This is a genomic window from Nocardioides sp. JCM 18998, from assembly GCF_055391535.1.
In genome coordinates this window covers 3536325-3556766 of sequence record NZ_AP043886.1, presented here as the reverse complement: position 1 = coordinate 3556766, position 20442 = coordinate 3536325, and the positions used below count along the sequence as shown (strand labels likewise).

16 protein-coding genes are annotated in these 20442 nt (G+C 71.0%); 7 read left to right on the top strand and 9 right to left on the bottom strand.

Annotated features, from left to right (window positions below):
- The first annotated feature begins 1 nt into the window (after nucleotide 1).
- Nucleotides 2-2794: a DEAD/DEAH box helicase gene (locus ACZ5L9_RS16740; RefSeq protein ID WP_464529694.1), complete on the top strand. Its 2793-nt coding sequence runs from the start codon at nucleotides 2-4 to the stop codon at nucleotides 2792-2794.
- 48 nt (nucleotides 2795-2842) lie between these two features.
- On the opposite strand, the gene ACZ5L9_RS16735 is transcribed toward ACZ5L9_RS16740, so the two are convergent.
- On the bottom strand, nucleotides 2843-3763 hold the full coding sequence (locus ACZ5L9_RS16735) for a 5'-3' exonuclease (RefSeq protein ID WP_464536902.1): 921 nt from the start codon (nucleotides 3761-3763) through the stop codon (nucleotides 2843-2845).
- A gap of 365 nt (nucleotides 3764-4128) precedes the next feature.
- On the opposite strand from ACZ5L9_RS16735, the gene lnt reads away from it, so the two are divergent.
- Genes lnt through ACZ5L9_RS16720 form a run of 3 tightly spaced genes read left to right on the top strand, consistent with a single transcriptional unit; the run spans nucleotide 4129 to nucleotide 6861 of the window.
- Nucleotides 4129-5628 carry an apolipoprotein N-acyltransferase gene (gene lnt / locus ACZ5L9_RS16730; protein WP_464529691.1) on the top strand — a complete coding sequence of 500 codons (1500 nt, stop codon included), beginning with the start codon at nucleotides 4129-4131 and terminating at the stop codon, nucleotides 5626-5628.
- A gap of 25 nt (nucleotides 5629-5653) precedes the next feature.
- On the top strand, nucleotides 5654-6376 hold the full coding sequence (locus tag ACZ5L9_RS16725) for a polyprenol monophosphomannose synthase (protein WP_464536900.1): 723 nt from the start codon (nucleotides 5654-5656) through the stop codon (nucleotides 6374-6376).
- Entirely contained in the window at nucleotides 6373-6861 is a 489-nt protein-coding gene (locus ACZ5L9_RS16720) for an FxsA family protein (RefSeq protein ID WP_464529689.1), read from the top strand. The genes ACZ5L9_RS16725 and ACZ5L9_RS16720 overlap by 4 nt, the downstream gene beginning before the upstream one ends.
- 8 nt (nucleotides 6862-6869) lie before the next feature.
- Here ACZ5L9_RS16720 and ACZ5L9_RS16715 read toward each other — a convergent pair whose 3' ends face one another.
- The 3 genes from ACZ5L9_RS16715 to ACZ5L9_RS16705 all read right to left on the bottom strand — a co-directional run bounded on the left by ACZ5L9_RS16715 (nucleotide 6870) and on the right by ACZ5L9_RS16705 (nucleotide 9618).
- Entirely contained in the window at nucleotides 6870-7250 is a 381-nt protein-coding gene (locus tag ACZ5L9_RS16715) for an RNA polymerase-binding protein RbpA (RefSeq protein WP_464529687.1), read from the bottom strand.
- A gap of 179 nt (nucleotides 7251-7429) precedes the next feature.
- Nucleotides 7430-8821 (bottom strand): MFS transporter, encoded by a 1392-nt coding sequence (locus ACZ5L9_RS16710; protein ID WP_464529685.1) that lies wholly within the window; start codon nucleotides 8819-8821, stop codon nucleotides 7430-7432.
- Nucleotides 8818-9618 (bottom strand): glycerophosphodiester phosphodiesterase, encoded by an 801-nt coding sequence (locus tag ACZ5L9_RS16705; protein WP_464529682.1) that lies wholly within the window; start codon nucleotides 9616-9618, stop codon nucleotides 8818-8820. The genes ACZ5L9_RS16710 and ACZ5L9_RS16705 overlap by 4 nt, the downstream gene beginning before the upstream one ends.
- Nucleotides 9619-9726: 108 nt before the next feature.
- Here ACZ5L9_RS16705 and ACZ5L9_RS16700 point away from each other — a divergent pair, with 108 nt between their 5' ends.
- Nucleotides 9727-10494 (top strand): hypothetical protein, encoded by a 768-nt coding sequence (locus tag ACZ5L9_RS16700; RefSeq protein ID WP_464529679.1) that lies wholly within the window; start codon nucleotides 9727-9729, stop codon nucleotides 10492-10494.
- Between the two features lie 15 nt (nucleotides 10495-10509).
- Here the strand turns inward: ACZ5L9_RS16700 and ACZ5L9_RS16695 are convergent, their stop codons facing one another.
- Entirely contained in the window at nucleotides 10510-11934 is a 1425-nt protein-coding gene (locus tag ACZ5L9_RS16695; RefSeq protein WP_464529676.1) for a phytoene desaturase family protein, read from the bottom strand.
- A 138-nt stretch (nucleotides 11935-12072) separates the two neighbouring features.
- Complete coding sequence (locus tag ACZ5L9_RS16690) at nucleotides 12073-13599, bottom strand: helix-turn-helix domain-containing protein (RefSeq protein WP_464529672.1); 1527 nt, start codon at nucleotides 13597-13599, stop codon at nucleotides 12073-12075.
- 78 nt (nucleotides 13600-13677) lie between these two features.
- On the opposite strand from ACZ5L9_RS16690, the gene ACZ5L9_RS16685 reads away from it, so the two are divergent.
- Nucleotides 13678-14700, top strand: coding sequence for a zinc-dependent alcohol dehydrogenase family protein (locus ACZ5L9_RS16685; protein ID WP_464529668.1), 1023 nt, complete (start codon nucleotides 13678-13680; stop codon nucleotides 14698-14700).
- A gap of 38 nt (nucleotides 14701-14738) precedes the next feature.
- Here the strand turns inward: ACZ5L9_RS16685 and ACZ5L9_RS16680 are convergent, their stop codons facing one another.
- Complete coding sequence (locus tag ACZ5L9_RS16680; protein ID WP_464529664.1) at nucleotides 14739-17111, bottom strand: glycosyltransferase family 2 protein; 2373 nt, start codon at nucleotides 17109-17111, stop codon at nucleotides 14739-14741.
- A 118-nt stretch (nucleotides 17112-17229) separates the two neighbouring features.
- Between ACZ5L9_RS16680 and ACZ5L9_RS16675 the strand changes: the two genes are divergently transcribed.
- Nucleotides 17230-18810: a chitinase gene (locus ACZ5L9_RS16675; RefSeq protein ID WP_464529662.1), complete on the top strand. Its 1581-nt coding sequence runs from the start codon at nucleotides 17230-17232 to the stop codon at nucleotides 18808-18810.
- A 33-nt stretch (nucleotides 18811-18843) separates the two neighbouring features.
- On the opposite strand, the gene ACZ5L9_RS16670 is transcribed toward ACZ5L9_RS16675, so the two are convergent.
- Both ACZ5L9_RS16670 and ACZ5L9_RS16665 read right to left on the bottom strand, forming a co-directional pair.
- On the bottom strand, nucleotides 18844-19353 hold the full coding sequence (locus ACZ5L9_RS16670) for a gamma carbonic anhydrase family protein (RefSeq protein ID WP_464529660.1): 510 nt from the start codon (nucleotides 19351-19353) through the stop codon (nucleotides 18844-18846).
- A gap of 18 nt (nucleotides 19354-19371) precedes the next feature.
- The gene (locus ACZ5L9_RS16665; RefSeq protein ID WP_464529657.1) at nucleotides 19372-20439 is read right to left on the bottom strand and encodes an NAD-dependent epimerase/dehydratase family protein; all 1068 of its coding nucleotides are present in this window, start codon (nucleotides 20437-20439) and stop codon (nucleotides 19372-19374) included.
- Nucleotides 20440-20442: the final 3 nt, after the last annotated feature.

Sequence of the window (20442 nt, the reverse complement as noted above, 5' to 3'; positions counted from 1 at the left end):
CATGACCGAGCTGTCCCCGTCCGAGCGCTACGCGAAGTCCCAGCGTGACAAGGCGTATCCCGTCTTCAAGGACTTCTCGGACCTCTACACGTTCCCCCTCGACGACTTCCAGCAGCGTGCGTGCCGGGAGATCGAGGACGGCAAGGGCGTCCTGGTCGCGGCGCCGACCGGCTCGGGCAAGACGATCGTCGGAGAGTTCGCGATCCACCTCGCGCTGAGCACCGGGCGCAAGGCGTTCTACACCACGCCGATCAAGGCGCTCTCCAACCAGAAGTACAGCGATCTGGTGAAGCGGTACGGCGCCGACCAGGTCGGCCTGCTCACCGGCGACAACGTCGTCAACGGCGAGGCGCCGATCGTGGTGATGACCACCGAGGTGCTGCGCAACATGCTGTACGCCGGCTCCACCACCCTCCTCGGTCTGGGCTTCGTGGTGATGGACGAGGTCCACTACCTCGCCGACCGCTCGCGCGGCGCCGTGTGGGAGGAGGTCATCATCCACCTGCCCGAGTCGGTATCGGTGATCTCCCTGTCGGCGACCGTCTCCAACGCCGAGGAGTTCGGCGAGTGGCTGACCACCGTCCGCGGCGAGACCACCACGATCATCGAGGAGCGGCGCCCGGTCCCGCTCTACCAGCACGTCATGGTCGGGCGCCGGATCCTCGACCTCTTCGCCTCCTCCGACGTCGACGCGGCCGCCGGTTTCGTCAAGGAGGGCGCCCCGGTCAACGGCGAGCTGATGAAGATCGCCCGCGACGACTGGGCGGCCACCAAGATCAAGGATCGGCGATCGCCCCGCGGCGCGACCAAGGGAAGCGGCCGACGCGATGTCGGCAACGGCCGACGCGTCTGGATCGCCTCGCGCCCCGAGGTCGTCACCTCCCTCGAGCGTGCCCGGATGCTGCCCGCGATCGTCTTCGTCTTCAGCCGGATCGGCTGCGATGCCGCGGTGACCCAGTGCCTGGCCGCCAACCTCCGGCTCACCAGCTCCGAGGAGCGCGACGAGGTCTTCGAGTACGTCGAGGAGGCCTGCCGAGACCTGCCCAACGAGGACCGCCACGTCCTCGGCTACCACGACTGGCTCGACGGGCTGACCCGCGGCGTCGCTGCCCACCATGCCGGCATGCTGCCCGCGTTCAAGCAGGTCGTCGAGGAGCTCTTCCTGCGCGGCCTGGTCAAGGTCGTCTTCGCCACCGAGACCCTCGCCCTGGGCATCAACATGCCGGCCCGTACGGTCGTCATCGAGAAGCTCACCAAGTGGAACGGCGAGACCCACGCCGACCTGTCGCCGGGGGAGTACACCCAGCTGGTCGGCCGCGCCGGGCGCCGCGGCCTCGACGTCGAGGGCCACGGCGTGGTGCTGTGGCAGGCGGGGATGAACCCCAAGGAGCTGGCCGGCCTGGCCTCGACCCGCACCTACCCGCTCCGCTCCAGCTTCCGGCCGTCGTACAACATGGCGGTCAACCTGGTCCACCAGTTCGGCAAGGCCCGCTCCCGCGAGCTGCTCGAGCAGTCGTTCGCGCAGTTCCAGGCCGACAAGGCCGTCGTCGGGCTGGCCCGCCAGTTGCACAAGGCCGAGGAGGCGCTGGCCGGCTACGCCGAGGCCGCCGCCTGCGACAAGGGCGACTTCATGCAGTACGCCGGGTTGCGCAACCAGATCAACCAGGTGGAGAAGGCCGCTCATCGCGAGCGCCGCTCGGATCGGCGTGAGGAGATCGTCGCCTCCCTCGGTGAGCTCAAGCCCGGCGACGTGATCGACGTGCCGACCGGCAAGTTCGCCGGCTACGCGGTCGTCATCGACCCCGGGTACGACACCGACAACCCGCGCCCGTACGTCGTCACGCTCGACCGCCAGGCCCGGCGGCTGGCGATGATCGACTTCAACCAGCCGATCGTGGCGCAGACCCGGATGCGGGTGCCGAAGACCTTCAACGGCCGCAACCCGCAGATGCGTCGCGACCTGGCCGCACACCTGCGTGAGAAGACCCGCGACCTGCGCCCGGTGGCGGCCCCCAGCCGGCGTACGGGCAACAGGAGCTCGGAGGCCGACGACCAGGTCGCCGCGCTGCGTGACCAGATGCGCCGCCACCCCTGCCACGACTGTCCCGACCGCGAGGACCATGCCCGCTGGGCCGAGCGCTGGTTCAAGCTGCAGCGCGACACCGACACTCTGCGGCGCCGGGTGGAGAACCGCACCAACACCGTCGCCCGGCAGTTCGACCGCGTCTGCGACCTGCTGCACGCGCTGGGCTACCTCGACGGCCCCGACGCGGACCACTGGGAGGTCACCGACCGCGGCCGACACCTGATGCGGCTGTACTCCGAGATGGACCTCGTCGCCGCGGAGTCGCTGCGCGTGGGGCTGTGGGACGAGCTCACCCCCTCCGAGCTCGCGGCAGCGTTGTCCGTGCTGGTCTACGAGGCCCGACGCGCGGACGACGCCCCGCCGGCGCGACTGCCCGGCGGGCGGCTCAACGACGTCATCGCGCAGATGGTGCGGGTCTGGGCGGATCTTGACGCGCTCGAGCGCGACCACCGGCTCGACTTCCTGCGCCAGCCCGACCTGGGCTTCGCCTGGGCGGCGTTCCGCTGGGCCGAGGGCGACGACCTCGACGACGTGCTCGGCGTGGTCGACCTCGCCGCCGGCGACTTCGTCCGGTGGATGAAGCAGCTGGTCGACCTGGCCGGTCAGGTCGCCGACGCGGCCGGCGACTCGCCGGTCCGCAAGACCGCCCGGGAGGTCGTCGCCCGGCTCAAGCGCGGCGTGGTGGCGTACTCGTCCGTCGTCGAGTGACGGGGGGGGGTCGCGCGCCGAGTACCGGTCGTCGGGGCGCGGCGAGCGCTAGCGGGGAGCCTCGGAGCCACCCGCCAGCGCAGCGGTGACGCGCCCGACGGAGGAGGCCAGGTTGTAGCGCTCGGCCAGCTCCGCCAGCCGATCCGGGTCGAGCGGGGAGTGGGGGAGCGCGGTGCCGGTCCGGTCCAGGTCGACGTCGCGGGCCACCGCGACGACCTGCGGCGCCACGTCGAGGTAGGGCTCGCCGGCGAGGATCTTGGCCCGTAGCCCGGGCGTCAGCTTGGCGGCCGGGTCGCGCGCCGCGGCGCGGATGCCCGCCAGATCGCCGTACGAGGCGAGCAGGCCGGCCGCACCCTTCTCGCCGATGCCCTTCACGCCGGGCAGGCCGTCGGAGGCGTCGCCGCGCATGGTGGCGAAGTCGGCGTACTGGGCCGCCGAGACGCCGTACTTCTCCTGCACCCAGGCGTTGTCGACCCGCTCGTGGTTGCCGACGCCCTTGGCGATGTAGAGCACCCGCACGCCGGCGGCGTCGTCGACGACCTGGAAGAGGTCCCGGTCGCCGGTGACGACGTCGACGGGCAGACCCGCCCCCGTGGCGAGCGTGCCGATGATGTCGTCGGCCTCATAGCCGGCCGCGCCGCGCACCGGCAGCCCGAGGGCGGCCAGGACGTCGACGATGATCGGCACCTGCACCTGGAGCGGGTCGGGCACCTCCTCGACGTCCGGGCCCACCACGTTCTCGACGACGACGCGCTGCGCCTTGTAGGAGGGGATCAGGTCGACGCGCCACTGCGGGCGCCAGTCGTCGTCCCAGCAGCAGATCATGTCGCTCGGGCGGTACTGCTCGACCAGGCGGGCGATGAAGTCCAGGAAGCCACGCACCGCGTTGACCGGCGTGCCGTCGGCCGCCTTGATCTCCGGGACGCCGAAGAAGGCACGGAAGTACATCGAGGCCGAGTCGAGGAGCATGAGCCGGGCGGAAGGGGCGGGCAGCGTCTCAGGCACGGGAGAATCCAACCACGCAGGACGTACGTCCCGCGCGGGCACGGCGTGTCGTGGGCAACACGCCGCGATAAAGCAGAACGATCGTCAAATTTTGTGATCTGGAACACGCGCTGACCTGCGGAAACATGAAAACGCGCAGGTCAGGGGCGGGTTGACGGGGCGTGAACAACACGCGAATCTGAGGCAGTTCGTCCGGACATCCGCAATGCCCCTCTCCGCTGTAGACAACGAGACCTCGCCCGGCATCCAGTCGCGAGCAGGCTCGGCCCGAAGCGGGCGAGGGGCGTTGCGCGTCAGTACCCGGGCCTCCTCGCCACTAACCTGTGGCGGTGCGCCGCCGCCTGTTGATCGCCCTGCTCGCGGGTGCGGTGCTCGCGGCGGCCTTCGAGCCGCTCACACTGCCCTGGGTGATCCCGTTCGTCATCGCGGCCCGGCTGCTCTGCCTGCGCGGGCTCTCGGCCCGCGCGGCGCTGCTGCCGGGACTGGCCTTCGGGGCCGCCTTCGCCGGTGTGCACATCTGGTGGATGCGGGAGTCGATCGGCATCGGCGCCTGGTTCGGTCTGAGCGCCGCCATGGCCCTGTTCCTCATGCTCCTCGGCGCGGTCGACGCCGTCCTGTTGCGCCACCGCGCCTGGCCGCTGTGGACCGCGCTGTCGTGGATCGGCATCGAGTGGGCCCGCGGGTCGTACCCGTTCGGTGGCATGCCCTGGGGCCGGCTCTCCTTCGCCGTCGCCGACACCCCGCTGGCCCCCGCGCTGCCCTACCTGGGCACCGGGGGAGTGAGCCTGGTCCTTGCCCTCCTGGGCGCCCTGGTCGCCTGGCTCGCGATCGACGCGACCGCCCGCCGGCGGGCGGTCGGCACCATCATCGCGCTGTGCGCGGTGCTGAGCGTCCCGATCTGGCACCCGTGGCACGGCCACGACGAGGGCACGCTCCAGGTCGCGCTGGTCCAGGGCAACGTCCCCGGTGACGGCGACGTCCTCGACAACCACCGCGCGGTCACCGCCAACCACGTCGCGCTGACCGAGCAGCTGGCCCGCGACGTGACCGCCGGCACGCGGGCCAGGCCCGCCTTCGTGCTCTGGCCGGAGAACTCCACCGCCACAGACCCGATGACCGACACCGAGACCAACGACGGCATCTGGGCAGCGGTACGGGCCATCGACGTCCCGGTCGTGGTCGGCGGCCTGCCCGACGCGCCCGACAAGACCCACGTGCTCAACCAAGGCATCGTCTGGGATCCGGTCACCGGGCCCGGCGACCGGTACACCAAGCACAAGCCGGTGCCGTTCGGCGAGTACCTCCCGATGCGGGGCCTGCTCGGCGCCCGCAACTTCGGCGGCCTGAGCCAGCTCTCGTACGACATGGTGGCGGGCACCCGGCAGACGCCGCTGCGCGTCGCCGGGGTGCCGGTGAGCGACGCGATCTGCTTCGACATCGCCTTCGACAGCGTGGTCGACCCGCAGACCCGCAACGGCGGCCAGCTGCTCACCGTGCAGACCAGCAACGCGAGCTTCATCGGCACCGATCAGGTGGCCCAGCAGTTCGCGATCACCCGTGTCCAGGCGATGGCCGCAGGGCGCTACGCGGTCGTCGCCTCCCTCAACGGGCTGAGCGGCATCATCGCCCCGGACGGACACGTCGTGACCACCGCCCCGATCCGTACCAAGGCCGTCCTGGACCACGAGGTGCGGCTCATCAGCGGCACCTCGCCGGCGATGTGGCTGGGCTCGGCACCCGGTCAGGTGGCTGCCGGGTTGGTGCTGGCTAGGCTGGTAGCACTCCTGATCATCAGTAGGACAAGGCGGAAGACGGAACGTGAGTACTGACCTGCAGGGCCTCGGGCGGGTGATCATGGTGATCCCGACCTACAACGAGGCCGCGAACCTCGGCTGGATCGTCGAGCGTCTGCGCCGCGCCGAGCCCGGCGTCGACGTCCTCATCGTCGACGACAGCTCACCGGACGGCACCGGCGAGCTCGCCGACGAGATGGCCGAGGCCGACAGCCAGCTGCACGTCCTGCACCGCACCGTGAAGAACGGTCTCGGCGCCGCCTACCTCGAGGGCTTCGCGTGGGCCCTCGACCAGGGCTACGACGTGATCGGGGAGATGGACGCCGACGGTTCCCACCAGCCCGAGGAGCTGCACCGCCTCCTGGAGGCGTTGAAGAGCGCCGACCTGGTCATCGGCTCGCGCTACGTCCGTGGCGGCTCGGTCGTCAACTGGCCGCTCTCCCGCCAGGCGCTGTCGCGCGGCGGCAACTTCTACGTCCGGATGCTGCTCGGCATCGGGATCAAGGACGCCACCGCCGGCTTCCGGCTGTTCCGTCGCGAGACCTTGGAGAAGGTCGACCTCGGCTCGGTGGAGTCGGCCGGCTACGTCTTCCAGACTGACCTGGCCACCCGCACGGTCCGCGCAGGTCTCGTCGTCAAGGAGGTGCCGATCGAGTTCGTGGAGCGCGTACGCGGCGCCTCCAAGATGAGCGGCGCCGTCGCCTCCGAGTCGCTGAAGCTCGTCACCCGCTGGGGGATCCAGGAGCGCAAGGCGCAGCTGCGGCACGCGCTGGACAAGCGATGAGCCGGCGCCGGCGCTGGCCGTGGCTGCTCCTGCTCGCCTTCGTGGTGATGCCGGTCCTGGAGATCTACGTCATCATCCAGGTCGGCCAGGTCATCGGCGCCTGGTGGACGATCGTGCTGCTCGTCGCCGACGCCGTCTTCGGCAGCTGGCTGGTCAAGCACGAGGGGGCGCGCGCGTGGGCAGCGCTCCGTGAGGCGATCACCGCCGGGCGGATGCCCGCCAAGGAGCTCGCCGACGGGGTCCTCGTGCTGGTCGGCGGCACGCTCATGATCAGCCCCGGCTTCGTCTCCGACATCGCCGGCTTCGCGCTGATCCTGCCGTTCACCCGCCCGCTCGCGCGCCGCATCCTCACCGCGATCGTCGCGCGGCGGCTGGTCGTGGTCGGCCCGGGCATGCCGGGCGGCGCCTACCCCGGAAATGGCGCTCGCCCCGGAGCCGGTCCGCAGGGACCGGTCGTCCAGGGCGAGGTGGTCGACGACGACTAGGCGCTGGCCTAGACGCTGGCCCGCTTCTTGCTCGGGCGGTGCAGGTGCGCGGGACCGATCTCGCCGCCACGGAGCAGGTCGAGGCGCTCCTTCAGGATCTCCTCGAGCTCCTTCTCGGAGCGGCGCTCGAGCAGCATGTCCCAGTGCGTACGGGCCGGCTTCTCGTTCTTCTCCTCCGGCAGCGCGCCGGAGACGTTGAGCGCCTCGGCGCCGCAGCGCGGGCACTCCCACGTCGCGGGCACCTCGGCCTCGTCGGACATGGTGATCTCGAACTGGTGCCCGTGCCGGCACTTGTAGCCGACCTGCTGGCGTGCGGCGAACTCGATGCCGCGCTCGTCCTCGAAGCTCTGACCGCCGAGCCGGGCACCGCGCAGTGTGCGCTCTGCCATGGGCCACCTCCTTTGTTTTCCCCCGAGAGATCAATGGGCGGCTCAGGCGAACCCCCATGACGGAGGGACCTGGTTCCGAACCCTTCGACCCTTTCAACGGTAACCGCGGGCCGAAGATTCCGTCCATGACGTCGAATGAGTCACAAAAAGTCTTGTCTCGCCGGGTCGTCGCCGGGTGATCAGAGGGAGACCGGAACGGCGTTGCCCGCCTCCTCGATGCCGCGCCGCGGATCGAGCCGTAGCAGGAGGAGCGCGCCGAGGACGAAGAAGACCAGCAGCGAGACGATCGCGGGACGGTACGAGCCGGTGATCTGGAAGACCACGCCGAACAGCAGCGTGCCGAACCACGACGTGCCCCGCTCGCAGGCGTTGTAGAGCGCGAAGTACTCGCCCTCGCGGCCGCGGGGGATGAGGAGGCTGTAGAACGATCGGGAGAGGGCCTGGGTGCCGCCCATGACGATGCCGATCGCGACGCCGACGACCAGGAACAGGATGACGTTGCGCGCCGGCAGGAACATCGCGCCCACGACGATCGCCATCCAGGCGAAGGTGCCGTACAGGAGGCACTTGTATGCGCCGTGCCGATCCGCCCACCGGCCGAAGAAGAGGGCGCCGCCGAAGGCGACGAACTGGATCAGCAGGATCGCGGCGATCAGCACCGAGTCACCGAAGTGCAGCTGCTTGGAGCCGAAGATGGAGGCGCTGTAGATGACCGTCTGGATGCCGTCGTTGTAGAAGAGGTAGGCGAGCAGGAAGGTCATCGTCATCGGGAAGCCCCGGACCTCCTTGAGCGTCGTCCACAGCTGCCCGAAGCTGCGCCGGACCAGCCCGCCCTCCTCCGGTACGACGTGGGTCGGCGGCACGTTGGTGAGCCGGGAGATCGGGATGATGGTGAAGCCGGCCCACCAGACGGCGGCGGAGAGCAGCGAGAGCCGAGCGGCCATCTCCTTCTCCAGTCCGAAGGCGGCGTGCAGCTGCACCAGGATCAGGTTGAGCAGCAGCAGCACGCCACCGCCGAGGTAGCCGAACGCCCAGGCACGCGAGGAGGCCGCATCCCGCTCGTCGGCGGTGGAGATGTCGACCAGCATCGCGTAGTAGGAGACCAGCGAGCAGCCGGCCAGGATCGAACTCACCACCACCGCGACCGAGGCCAGCTGCCAGTGATCGCCGCGCAGGAAGAACAGCAGCGAGGCGAAGAAGGCACCGGACCAGGCGAACCACGCCATGTGCTCCTTCTTGCGGCCGCTGCGGTCGACCACCGCCCCGACGACCGGCAGCACGAAGGCGCTCGCGATGGTCGCGAAGCTGGTCAGGTACGACGGGAGCGAGCCGGCGGCGAGGTGCAGCCCGAGGACGTCGACGGTCTTGGAGCAGGTGTCGTCCGGGCTCTCGCCACAGCCGGCGGCGCGGCCGGCGACGGTGATCATCAGCGGGCCGAAGATCACCGTGAGAACGGTCGTGTAGAACGCCGAGTTGGCCCAGTCGTACCAGTTCCAGGCGTTCTGCTGCTGGCGCCGACGTACGGCAGCGAAGTCGCCCAGGCCGCCCGGTGTGTCCTGCATCGTGCTCATGCGCGGTCCTGCGTCGCGTCCCGGCCGTCCGCCGGCCACTGGCCGCGGGCGACCAGCACCTCCTTCAGCAGATCGGTGCGATCGGTCATCAGGCCGTCCACCCCGAGGTCGAGGAGCGCGCTCATCTCGGTGGGGTCGTCGATCGTCCATACGTGCACCTGCTTGCCGGCCCGGTGGGCCCGCTCGACGAATGCGGCGGTCACGATCGGAAGGGTGCGACCCGCGATGCGCCGATCGTGCGGCACCTGGAACGCGGCGAAGTCGTCGCCGGCGAGGCGGCGCGCCAGCCCGAGGCTCGGCGAGAGCAGGTAGGCGGCGACCTCGACGGGGTGGGCACTCGTCGGGACACGCCCGTCGGTGAGCCGCCGGAACGCCCGCAGGCGGGCGACCCCGAAGGAGCCGACCATCACCCTCCGGTGAGCATTGCGAGCGTCGAGGAACGCGGCAAGGGCCGGCACCGCCCCCTGCGCCTTGAGGTCGATGTTGAAGGTCGCGTCCGGGAAGGAGTCGAAGAGCTCGGCGAGGGTGGGGACCTGGTGGCGGCCCCCGATCCGGGCGGCCCGTACCTCGGCCAGGGTCAGCTCCGCGATGGCGCCCTTCTGATCGGTGACCCGATCCAGGACCGCGTCGTGGAACGCCAGCAGCTCCCCGTCGCGGGTGACGTGGACGTCGGTCTCGAGGTGGGTGTAGCCGAGCCCGACGGCGTGCTCGAACGCCGCGAGCGTGTTCTCCAGCCCCTCGATCTCGGGGTGGTAGGCCCCGCCGCGATGGGCGAAGGCGAGGACGGGGGCAGACACAGCGCGCACTTTACGGGCAGCGACCCGGAGCGGGAGGAGGTCCCGGGCCTGGTCCTGATCTGCCGGATTTCGATGGATCGCCAGCGGCGGCGGCCCTACCGTCCTGCTGTGGCGTCCTTCGTTCCCACCGCGCTCGAGAGGATCGTGCCGCGCGTCGAGGTCGCCGACGATGCCTTCGCCCAGCGCTTCCGGGTGCTGCTCACCGTCCTGTGGCTGCACATCCCAATGGTCCTCGTCGTCGGCGAGGTGAAGGGCGCCTGGTCCTCCGAGCCCGCTCACTCCGGGGTGATGCTCGGCATGACGATGCCGACCAGCGGGATGGCGGCGAGCCACCGCGTGATGCTGTACCTCGTACTGGCCGTGAGCGTCGCGTCCGCCGCACTCGCGTCGATGAGCCACCGACGAACGGTCCAGACCTATGCGGTCACCGTCGGCCTCGTCTTCGGTGCAGCGGCGCTCGTCCGCGCCGGCGGAGGCCTGACCGACCTGCACTTCGACTTCTTCGTCGTGCTCGCGGCCGTGGGTCTCCTCCAGAGCGCGGGCTCGTTCGCTGTCGCCGTGATCCTGGTGGCGGCCCATCACCTGGTCACCGGGATCTGGATGCCGGACGCTGTCTACTCCGATCCTCGTGTGAGCGGCAACCCGCTCCCGTGGGTCCTGATGCACACCGCTTTCGTGATCGCACTGTGTGCCGTCCAGGTCACCTACTGGCACTTCATCGCCGCCGAGCGGCACGCGCTCGACGTCCTCAGAGCCGCGCAGGCGCGGATCGCCACCGAGCGCCTGGTCGCCGAGGAGCGGGCCGTCGTGGAGATTCACAGCGCCGCCGAGCGTGCCGCCCGGGGGCGGTCGGCCCGTCCCTCGCCGCACGTGTGAGCGGAGAGCGGGCGGTCAGATGCGTCGCAGCGCGGCCTCGGCAGCGTGGAAGCCTGCCATGCCGTGCACCCCGCCACCAGGTGGTGTCGCGGAGGAGCACAGGTAGACCCCCGGCACGCCCAGCGCGTACGGGTCCGCGGCGAGCCGCGGTCGCGCGACGATCTGCCGCGCGGTGTTGGCGCCGGCGCTGATGTCGCCACCGACGTAGTTGGCGTTGTACCGCTCGAGCTCGGCGGGGCCACGACCGGCGACGGCGCGGACCCGATCGCGGAAGCCGGGGGCGAACCGCTCGATCTGGGCGAGGATCGCCTCGGTGGCATCGCCCGTATAGCCCTGCGGCACGTGGGCGTAGGCATAGACCGGATTGAGGCCGTCGCGCGAGCGGCCCGGGTCGGCGAGCCACTGCTGGCCGAGCAGCACGAAGGGCCGTTCGGCGAGCCTGCCCCGCACCGTCCGGGCCTCGGCCTCGGCGACCTGTGCGGCGCTTCCCCCGAGATGGACCGTGCCGGCCCGGCCGCAGTCGGGGTTGGTCCACGGGATCGCCCCCTCGACGGCGAGGTCGAGCTTGAACGCACCCGGCCCGTACCTGAACCGCTCGAGCGCGTGCCGCACCCGTGTCGGCAACAGGTCGCCGAGGATGTCCACGGCGCCACGGGGTGCCGTGTCGAGCATGACGACGTCGGGAGCGGCGCCCAGCATCTCGCGGATCCGGTCGAGCGAGTCCACGCGCGCGCCGGTGACGACGCGCCCGCCGTGGGCCTCCAGCTCGGCGACGAGCGCGGCCGCGATCGCACCGCTGCCGCCCTCGGCGACCGGCCAGCCGACCGCTTGGGCGGAGGCCGCCAGGACCAGGCCGACCGAGCTGGTCAGAGGCAGGTCGAGCCGGCCGAAGGCGTGGGCGGCCATGCCGGTGAAGAGCGCACGGGCTGGCTCGTCACGGAAGCGTCGTACGGTCGCGGTGGCCGGCGGGAGAGCGCGCATCCCGAATCGGCCGAGCGTGACGGGGTGGCGGGGCAGGTGCAGCACCGGTCCGAGAACGTCGTCCATCAGGGCGTCGAAGTCGTCGACCGCCGGGTCGAGCAGCCGTGCCCACCGCTCGGCGTCCTCGCCGAGCGAGCCGAGCGTGCGCTCTCGTGAGCGCGTCGCGACGGCGGCCCGGCCGTCGTCGAGCGGGTGGGCCAGGTCGAGCTCGGGCCAGAGCCAGCGCAGGCCGTGCCGCTCCAGGTCGAGGGAGGAGAGGTACGGCGAGGCGACGCCCATCGGGTGGAAGGCGGCGCACTCGTCGTGCAGCAAGCCCGGCAGGGTGCGCTCGCTCGTGCGCGTGCCCCCACCGACACGGTCGGCCGCCTCGAGGACCGTGACCGACAGCCCGCCCTGGGCGAGCCTGATGGCGGCAGCGAGCCCATTGGGCCCACTGCCCACGACCGCGGCAGTCGTCATAGCCGAACGATATCGGCCCCGAACGTCGAGCCCGTCGAGACCGCATCACCCCGGGGCTCGACCGGTCTCGACAGGCTCGACCTCCGGTGGCTCAACCTCCGGGGGCTCGACCTCCGGAGGGCTCGGCCTCCGGGGCCGTCAGATGTCGCGGAAGGGCTCGATGTTGGCGCCGAGCTGGTTGAGCCGCTCGGCGAGGTCCTCGTAGCCGCGCGCGATGACGTAGGTGGAGCGCAGCACCGAGGTGCCCTTGGCGGCCAGCATCGCCAGCAGGATGACCACGGCCGGTCGCAGGGCCGGCGGGCAGACGATCTCGGTGCCGGAGAAGTGCGTCGGACCCTCGATCATCACGCGGTGCGGGTCGAGCAGCTTGACCTGGCCGCCGAGCTTGTTGAGCTCGGTCAGGTAGATCGCGCGGTTCTCGTACACCCAGTCGTGCAGCAGCGTCTGGCCCTGGGCGACCGCCGCGATCACGGCGAAGAACGGCAGGTTGTCGATGTTGAGCCCGGGGAACGGCATCGGGTGGATCTTGTCGAGCGGCGCCCGGAGCAGGGACCGCTTGGTGGCGATGTCGACCAGCCGGGTCTTGCCGTTGCGGGCGGCGTACTCCTCGCTGCGCTCGTAGACGAAGCCCATCTCCTCGAGCGTCGCGAGCTCGATCTCCATGAACTCGATCGGCACCCGGCGGATGGTGATCTCGGAGCTGGTCACGATCGCCGCGGCGAGCAGCGACATCGCCTCGATCGGGTCCTCGGACGGCGCGTAGTCGATGTCGACGTCGATCTCGGCCACGCCGGTGACGGTGAGGGTGGTGGTGCCGATGCCGTCGACGGCGACGCCGAGCTTCTGCAGGTAGAAGCACAGGTCCTGGACCATGTAGTTGGACGAGGCGTTGCGGATCACGGTGGTGCCGGGGTGGAGGGCGGCGGCCATCAGCGCGTTCTCGGTGACGGTATCGCCGCGCTCGGTGAGCACGATCGGGCGCACCGGCTGCACGCCCGCGTCCACGCTGGCGTGGTAGGAGCCGTCGGTCGCCTTGACCTGCAGGCCGAAGGGGCGCAGCGCCGCCATGTGCGGCTCGACGGTGCGCTCGCCGAGGTTGCAGCCCCCGGCGTAGGGGAGCTGGAAGGTGTCGCTGCGGTGCAGCAGCGGACCGAGGAACATGATCACCGAGCGGGTACGGCGCGCGGCGACCTCGTCGATGGCGTCCAGACGCAGCTGCTTGGGCGGGATGATCTCGAGGTCGTTGTCCTCGTTGAGCCAGCGGGTGTGCACGCCGAGGGAGTTGAGCACCTCGAGGAGGCGGTTGACCTCCTCGATCCGGGCGACCTTGCGCAGCGTCGTCCGGCCCTTGTTGAGCAGCGTCGCGCACAGCAGCGCGACCCCGGCGTTCTTCGAGGTCTTGACCTCGATCTCGCCCTCGAGGGTGGTCGGGCCGGTGACGCGCAGGTGCGTCGGGCCGGCGCCCAGGGCGACGATCTCGGACTCGAGGGCGCTGCCGATCCGGGCGATCATCTCGAGGGAGAGGTTCTGCTGGCCCTTCTCGATCCGGTTGATCGCGCTCTGACTCGTGGCCAGGCGCTCCGCCAGCTGCGCCTGGGTCAGCCCGCGGTGCTTGCGAGCGTCCCGGACGAGGTTGCCGATGCGGCCCTTGTAGTCATCCGTCATGCGCACCAAGGTAACTCACATATGAGATATCGCAACGCCAGCGATGCGGCGTGGCGCATCCCTGCGAGGATGAGACCCATGCTCGCCACCACGCTGCAGGGCCCGTTCGACATCCGCTACACCGAGGTCCCCGACCCCGAGATCACCGCGCCGACCGACGCCATCGTCAAGGTCACGGCCGGATGCGTGTGCGGATCCGACCTGTGGAACTACCGCGGCGAGAACCAGATCACGCCCGGCATGACCATCGGCCACGAGTGCCTCGGCGAGGTCGTCGCCGTCGGGTCCGACGTCACGACCGTCAGGGTCGGGGACCACGTCGTGGTGCCCTTCTGCCACTGCGACAACACCTGCCCCGACTGCCTGGCCGGCGCCCAGTCCGCGTGCCCGCACGGTGGCTTCACGCTCAGCGGTCAGGGCGAGCTCGCCCGGGTCGCCCAGGCCGACGGCAGCCTGGTCAAGCTCGACGGCGCACCCGATCCCGCGCTGATCCCCTCGTTGCTCGCGCTCACCGACGTCATGCCGACCGGCTGGCACGCGGCCGTCTCGGCCGGTGTGCGAGCAGGCGGCACCGTCGTCGTCATCGGCGACGGCGCGGTGGGTCTGTGCGGTGTGCTCGCGGCGTCGGTGATGGGCGCCGAACGGGTGATCGCGATGTCGCGCCACGAGAGCCGGCAGCGGATCGCCACCGCCTTCGGCGCCACCCACATCGTCCCGCAGCGCGGCGAGGAGGGGGTGGCGGCGATCCACGAGCTCACCGTCGGCATCGGCGCCGACGCGGTGCTGGAGTGCGTGGGCACCGGGCAGTCGATGGACACCGCCTTCCAGGTCGCCCGCGCGGGCTCGACCGTCGGGTTCGTCGGGGCGCCGCACGGCGTCGAGCTCCCGGTGCGCCGGATGTTCGTCAAGAACATCGGTCTCGCGGGCGGGATGGCACCGGTGCGCCGCTACCTGCCCGAGCTGCTCGACCTGGTGCTGGAGCACCGGATCGACCCCGGGAAGGTCTTCGATCTGACCCTGCCGATGGACCGCGTCGCCGAGGGGTATGAGGCCATGGACCAGCGCCGCGCGATCAAGGTCGCCCTCACGCCGGTGTCCTGACGCCGGTGTCCTGACGCCGGTGTCCTGACGGCGCCCGCTCAGCGGCGGCTCGTCAGCCGACGGCGACGGTCGTCGCGGCGGCGCAGGTCGCGGCCGAGGCGACGGTCGCCGTGGTAGAGGATCGAGGCCCAGTCGACCCCGTCAGCACCGGCCACGCCGGCGACGGCGGGCGCCGGGGCCGGCTTGCGCTTCGGCACCATCAGCCAGTTGGCCACGCCCATCGCCATGTCGATCAGCGAGTTCCCGATCCCGATGTAGGCGCGGATGGCGCCGAAGGCGAGGACGGCGTTGAAGACGGCGAAGGCGAAGTTGCCCCAGTTGTGGTGGTGGTAGTCGCGCCACGCCGTGAGTACGGAGTAGATGACGACCAGGTAGGGGACGACCACGTACAGGCCCGGCGAGGCGGTCCGGTTGCGCACCTTGGGCGTACGGGCGAAGGGGATCTTCTCCCCGGTGAACGCCTGCTGGATCGACTTGAGCACGCCGGCCACGTTGACCGGCAGCAGCACCAGGTTGAAGCCGTAGATGCGGAAGACGTCCAGGTAGCGGTGCCCGCACAGGTTGAGATCGCTCGACATCGCGATGAAGTAGGGCAGTGCCGCACCGACCACCAGCGGACTGAGCAGACGCCCGTCGTACGGGTAGAACAGCAGGAAGATCAGCCCGACGCTCGCCCACGCGAGCGACGCCATGTAGTTCACCCGCAGCGCGACCTCGAGGTGCTTGAGCGGGCGCCCCACCTCCGCGCGCCGGCGGCGCGTCTGGAGGAACTTGGGCAGGATCAGCAGGCCGCCGTTGGCCCAGCGGCGGCGCTGCACGACCAGCGAGCCGAAGTCCGGCGGGGTGGCGCTGTAGCTGAGCCGCTCGGGGTAGTTGATCAGCCGCCAGCCGGCGGCCGCGATGTCGACGCTGGACTCGGTGTCCTCGATGACGGTCCGGTCCTGGATGTAGGTCCGGATCTCGTGGCCGCCGACGGTGTCGACCTCGACGATGTCCTCCAGCGCCTCACGCCGGATCACCGCGTTGGCGCCCACCCAGAACGTCGCGTCGTACGCGGTCATGCCCTGGTGCAGGATGTGCTGGATGTCGGTGGTGGCACCCGCGATCCGCTCGATGCGGGTGGGGGCACCGCGGAACGACGAGTACGGCGTCTGCACGATGGCGACCCGGTCGTTCTCCGGCTGCTCGAGGAAGTAGACGAGCCGCAGGCAGTAGTCGCGCAGCAGCTGCGAGTCGGCATCGAGGGTGAGCACGTAGGTGGTGTTCTCGATGTCGATGTCGTCCGTCTGGGCCGGGGCGTCCGGTGCGACCTTGCGCAGCTCGATGCCGGCGGCCGTCCGGGTCTGGCGCCAGCGCTCGCCCATCAGGCCGAGGTAGGCGTTGATGTTCATCGCCTTGTTGGCCTCCTGCGACAGCGAGGCGTAGCGCTTGCGCTCGAAGGTGTCGAGACGGGCGCCGAAGATCCAGATCAGGCGGCGGTGCAGCTCGAGCAGGCGCGCGGCGGGCAGCTCGGCGTCGCGCTCGCGCAGCATCGACTCGAGCGCGAGCAGGGTCAGCCGCAGCTCGCTCGCGAGCCCCATCAGCACCTGGTCGACGAAGAACTCGCTGACGTGGTCGGCGACCGTCTCGGAGACGCCCATCTCCTCGAGCCACTCGGCGGCCGCGGTGTAGGACTCGGCCAGCCGGCGGACGAGGGCGAGCGGCGCGACGGCGTACTCCAGGCCCTCCTCGTGATCCTCCGCGAGGTCGGCCTGCGGGAGCTGCTTGGCCAGCTGGGCGCGGGCATGCTCGTAGGCCCGCATCGCGCGTCCGTGCGGGGTGGCCAGGGCATCGGCGATCTCGGCCGCCAGGGCACGCGTGACGTTGAGACGCTCGAGGGTCTCGGGGTCGGTCGGGAACGGCGGGTCGTCCAGGAGCAGCACCACCCGGAGGTCGGGGAACTCCTGCAGCGCCGCGCTCCACAGCGTCAGCCGCACCACGTCCGGCTCCTCCGCGTAGGACGGCACCAGTACGGTCAGCGCGTCGTGCTCGTCGGTGAAGTGGGCGTCGAGCAGGCCCCGGGGAACACGACGGTGGTCCCGGAAGCGGCGCAGGGCGCCCTGGCGGGCCACGAGGTACATCAGCGCGGACCAGGTCAGGAACGTGACCACCGCGAGGTAGCCGATCGCCTCCATGGTGAACCGGAAGCCGCCACCGTCGTCGAGGAAACGGCGCACCACCGTCGAGACGACGTAGCCGATCCAGCACAGGATCGTCACCACGATCGCGACCCGGCCCCACGCCAGTTTGGCGATGCTCGGCTGCAGGTGCACGATCGGCATGGGCTCGGAGCGCCGCTCCGCACCCCACTGCCGCCGAGGTCCTGTCGAGGTCTGTGCGGTCGACTGCTCAACAGCCGGCCGGTCGATCACGCCGCTCATCGTATTTTCCCGATTCTCTTCGGATCGCGCATTTGCTACCGATAGGAAGAGTTCGGCAGCGCTCTCGCGAATCTGAGCACCTGGCACAAAGAATATGGGGGAGGATCCCGTGGGTCAGTTCGAAGGTCGCCGGTTGTCGCTGCAGCGGACCGGGATCTTGGTCGTGGTTCTCCTCGCAGCGGTGTTCGCCTCGCTGCGGGGCTGGAACTGGTTCCAGGAGAGCCGCGCGCTCGACCAGGCCGCGGGCCCCGGGTTCGCCGGGTACGTCGATGTCACCGCGACCCCGCAGCTGTCGTTCGAGGACCCGCAGAACGCCGCCTCGCGCGATGCCGTGCTCGCGTTCGTGGTCGCCGATCCGCAGAGCTCGTGCTCCCCGTCCTGGGGCGCGGCGTACTCGCTGGACGAGGCGGGCGAGCAGCTCGACCTCGACCGCCGGATCGCGCGCCTGCAGCAGCGCGGTGGCTCCGCCATCGTCTCCTTCGGCGGTCAGGCCAACACCGAGCTCGCCGTGGCGTGCACGTCCGAGACCGACCTGTACGACGCGTACAAGGAGGTGGTGAGCCGCTACCACCTCCGCACGATCGACCTCGATCTCGAGGGCGCCGCGCTCGACGACACCGCCGCCGCGCAACGCCGCGCGAAGGCGATCGCCCAGCTGCAGGCGAGCACCCACGTGCAGGTGTGGCTGACGGTGCCGGTGGCCCGCAGCGGACTGGTGCAGACGGGTCAGGCCGCGGTCTCGGCGATGCTGAGCGCCGGCGTCAAGCTGGCCGGCGTCAACGTGATGACGATGGACTACGGCAACGACCTGCCGAGCAACGAGACCATCGGCGAGGCCGCCCAGGAGTCGCTCACCGCGACGCACGACCAGCTGCGCACGCTCTACGCGAGCGCCGGCGACGCCCTCACCTCGGTGGGCGCCTGGCAGCGGCTCGGCGCCACCGCGATGATCGGGCAGAACGACACCGCGGGCCAGGTCTTCGGGCTGCTCGACGCCCAGCGGCTGCGCTCCTTCGCCGTCGCTCACAAGCTCGGCCGGCTCTCGATGTGGTCGCTCAACCGCGACCGGGCGTGCGGCGCGAACTATCCCGACGTCACGATCGTCTCCGACGCCTGCAGCGGCGTGAAGCAGGACGCGGGCGAGTTCGCCAGCACCCTGGGCGGCACCGGTCACCTCGACGAGTCGTCCGTCGCGACGGAGGCCGCGAGCAACGGCCCGTCGAGCAACCCCACGGTGGTGCCGTCGGACGACCCGGCGACCAGCCCGTACCAGATCTGGCAGCCGGACCAGGTGTACCTCGAGGGCACCCGGGTGGTGTGGCACCGCAACGTCTACGTCGCCAAGTGGTGGACCTCCGGTGACGTGCCCGACGACCCGCTCGAGAACGGCGACGCCACGCCCTGGACCCTGATCGGTCCGGTGCTGCCCGGCGAGTCGCCGCGCCCGACGCCGACCCTGCCGGCCGACTACTACCCGACCTGGCGGATCGACAAGACGTACCACGCCGGCGACCGGGTCCTCCTCGACGGCGTGCCGTACGTCGCGCAGTGGTGGACCCAGGGCGACAGCCCCGCCACACCGGGGACGCTGAACGCGCCGTCGCCGTGGCGCCCCCTCACCGAGCAGGAGATCAACGCCGCCCTGCACGGCACCGCGTCGCCCTCGGCGCCGGCCCAGCAGGAGCCGTAGGCCGGATCGGCCCGGAGGTCGGGTATCGCGGCGTCAGGCGCTGCGATACCCGAGCGCGAGCTGGCGGTAGTGCTCGGCGTTGAGCCGGATCAGGGCGACGTCGTCGTCGGAGAGCTCGCGTCGGATCCGTGCCGGTACGCCGGCCACCAGGGAGCGGGGCGGCACGGCCATCCCCTCGGGTACCAGCGCGCCGGCGGCGACGATCGAGCCGGCGCCGATGACCGCACCGTTGAGGACGGTGGCGTTCATCCCGACCAGGACATCGTCCTCGATCGTGCAGCCGTGCAGCACAGCGCTGTGCCCGACCGACACGTTCGCACCGACCGTGAGCGGCACGCCGGGGTCGGCGTGTCCCGCGACCAGGTCCTGCAGGTTGCTGCCGGCGCCGATCGAGATCGCCTCCGCGTCGGCGCGGACCACCGCGTTGAACCAGATGCTGGCCTCGGCCTCCACCGTCGCGGCGCCGATCACGAAGGCTCCCGGAGCGACGTACGCGGTCTCGTGGACGGTGGGCCGGGCATGGGGGAGTGGCAGCAGGGTCATGAGGACATCCTGCCCGGGTCAGGGCTGGTGCCGACGCGCCACCGGGGCGCCGTGCAGCGCCTGGACGAGGCCGTCGCGGACCCGGCGAGGTCGCAGGATCGGGGTGTCGTCGTGGGCGGCCTCGCGCATCCCGGCGAGAACCTCGGTAAGGACGTCGGTCGTGGTGTGGCGCGGGGTCCAGCCCAGCTCGACCCGCGCGCGGGTGCTGTCCAGCAGGGGCGCCTGGTAGGCCATGTCGAGCCAGCCGACGTCGACCTGCTGCAGGTGCGCCCTCCAGGTGAGGTCCGCAGCGGCGCGCAGGACCGGCAGCGGGACCTGGACGTGGCGCCCACCCAGCGCCCGGGCGAGCTCCTCGACTCGCGCGACGCCGTCGCCGGCGAGGTTGAAGGCACCGGCGCGCTGCTGCTCGACGATCAGCCGGATCGCGCTCGCCACATCGTCGGCATGCACGAACTGCAGTCGTAGCCGCCCGTCGACCGGCAGGAGAGGCACCCGCTTGAGGGCCGCCGCCGGGAGGAGCGCCGGGACGGCGTAGCGCAGCAGCCCCGAGCCCATCGTGCGCTGGCCGATCAGCACGGGCCGGGTGCGGGCGATGACGACCTCGGGGTGCTGGATCGTCATCTCGTCGAGGTGGCGCTCCACGGCGACCTTGTGCCGGCTGTACGGCGAGGTCACGATGCCCTCCCGCGCCCAGGTCTCCGCCACCGGGCGGTCGTCGTCCGGAGCGGGGGAGTAGACCCCCAGGGAGGACTGATGGACCAGGTGCCGCACCCCTGCGGCGAGAACCGCCCCGGTCACCGCACGGGTGCCCCCGACGTCGAGCCGCTCGGTGTAGGCCCGGTCGTGGGTGGGCTGGAAGGCCCAGGCCAGGTGGACGACGGCATGGACGTCCGCGAACGCCTCGGTCAGGCGCTGCTCGGCGTCGGGCCCGGTCAGATCGAGGGCGTGCCAGAGGGCCGCGGCATACGGGCTGTCCGGACCGGGCGGTCGCCGGGCGATGCCCACCACCTCGTGACCGTGCGCGCTCAGCGTGCGTAGCAGCGCCGTCCCGGCGTTGCCGCTGGCCCCGGTGATCGCGATCCGCATACG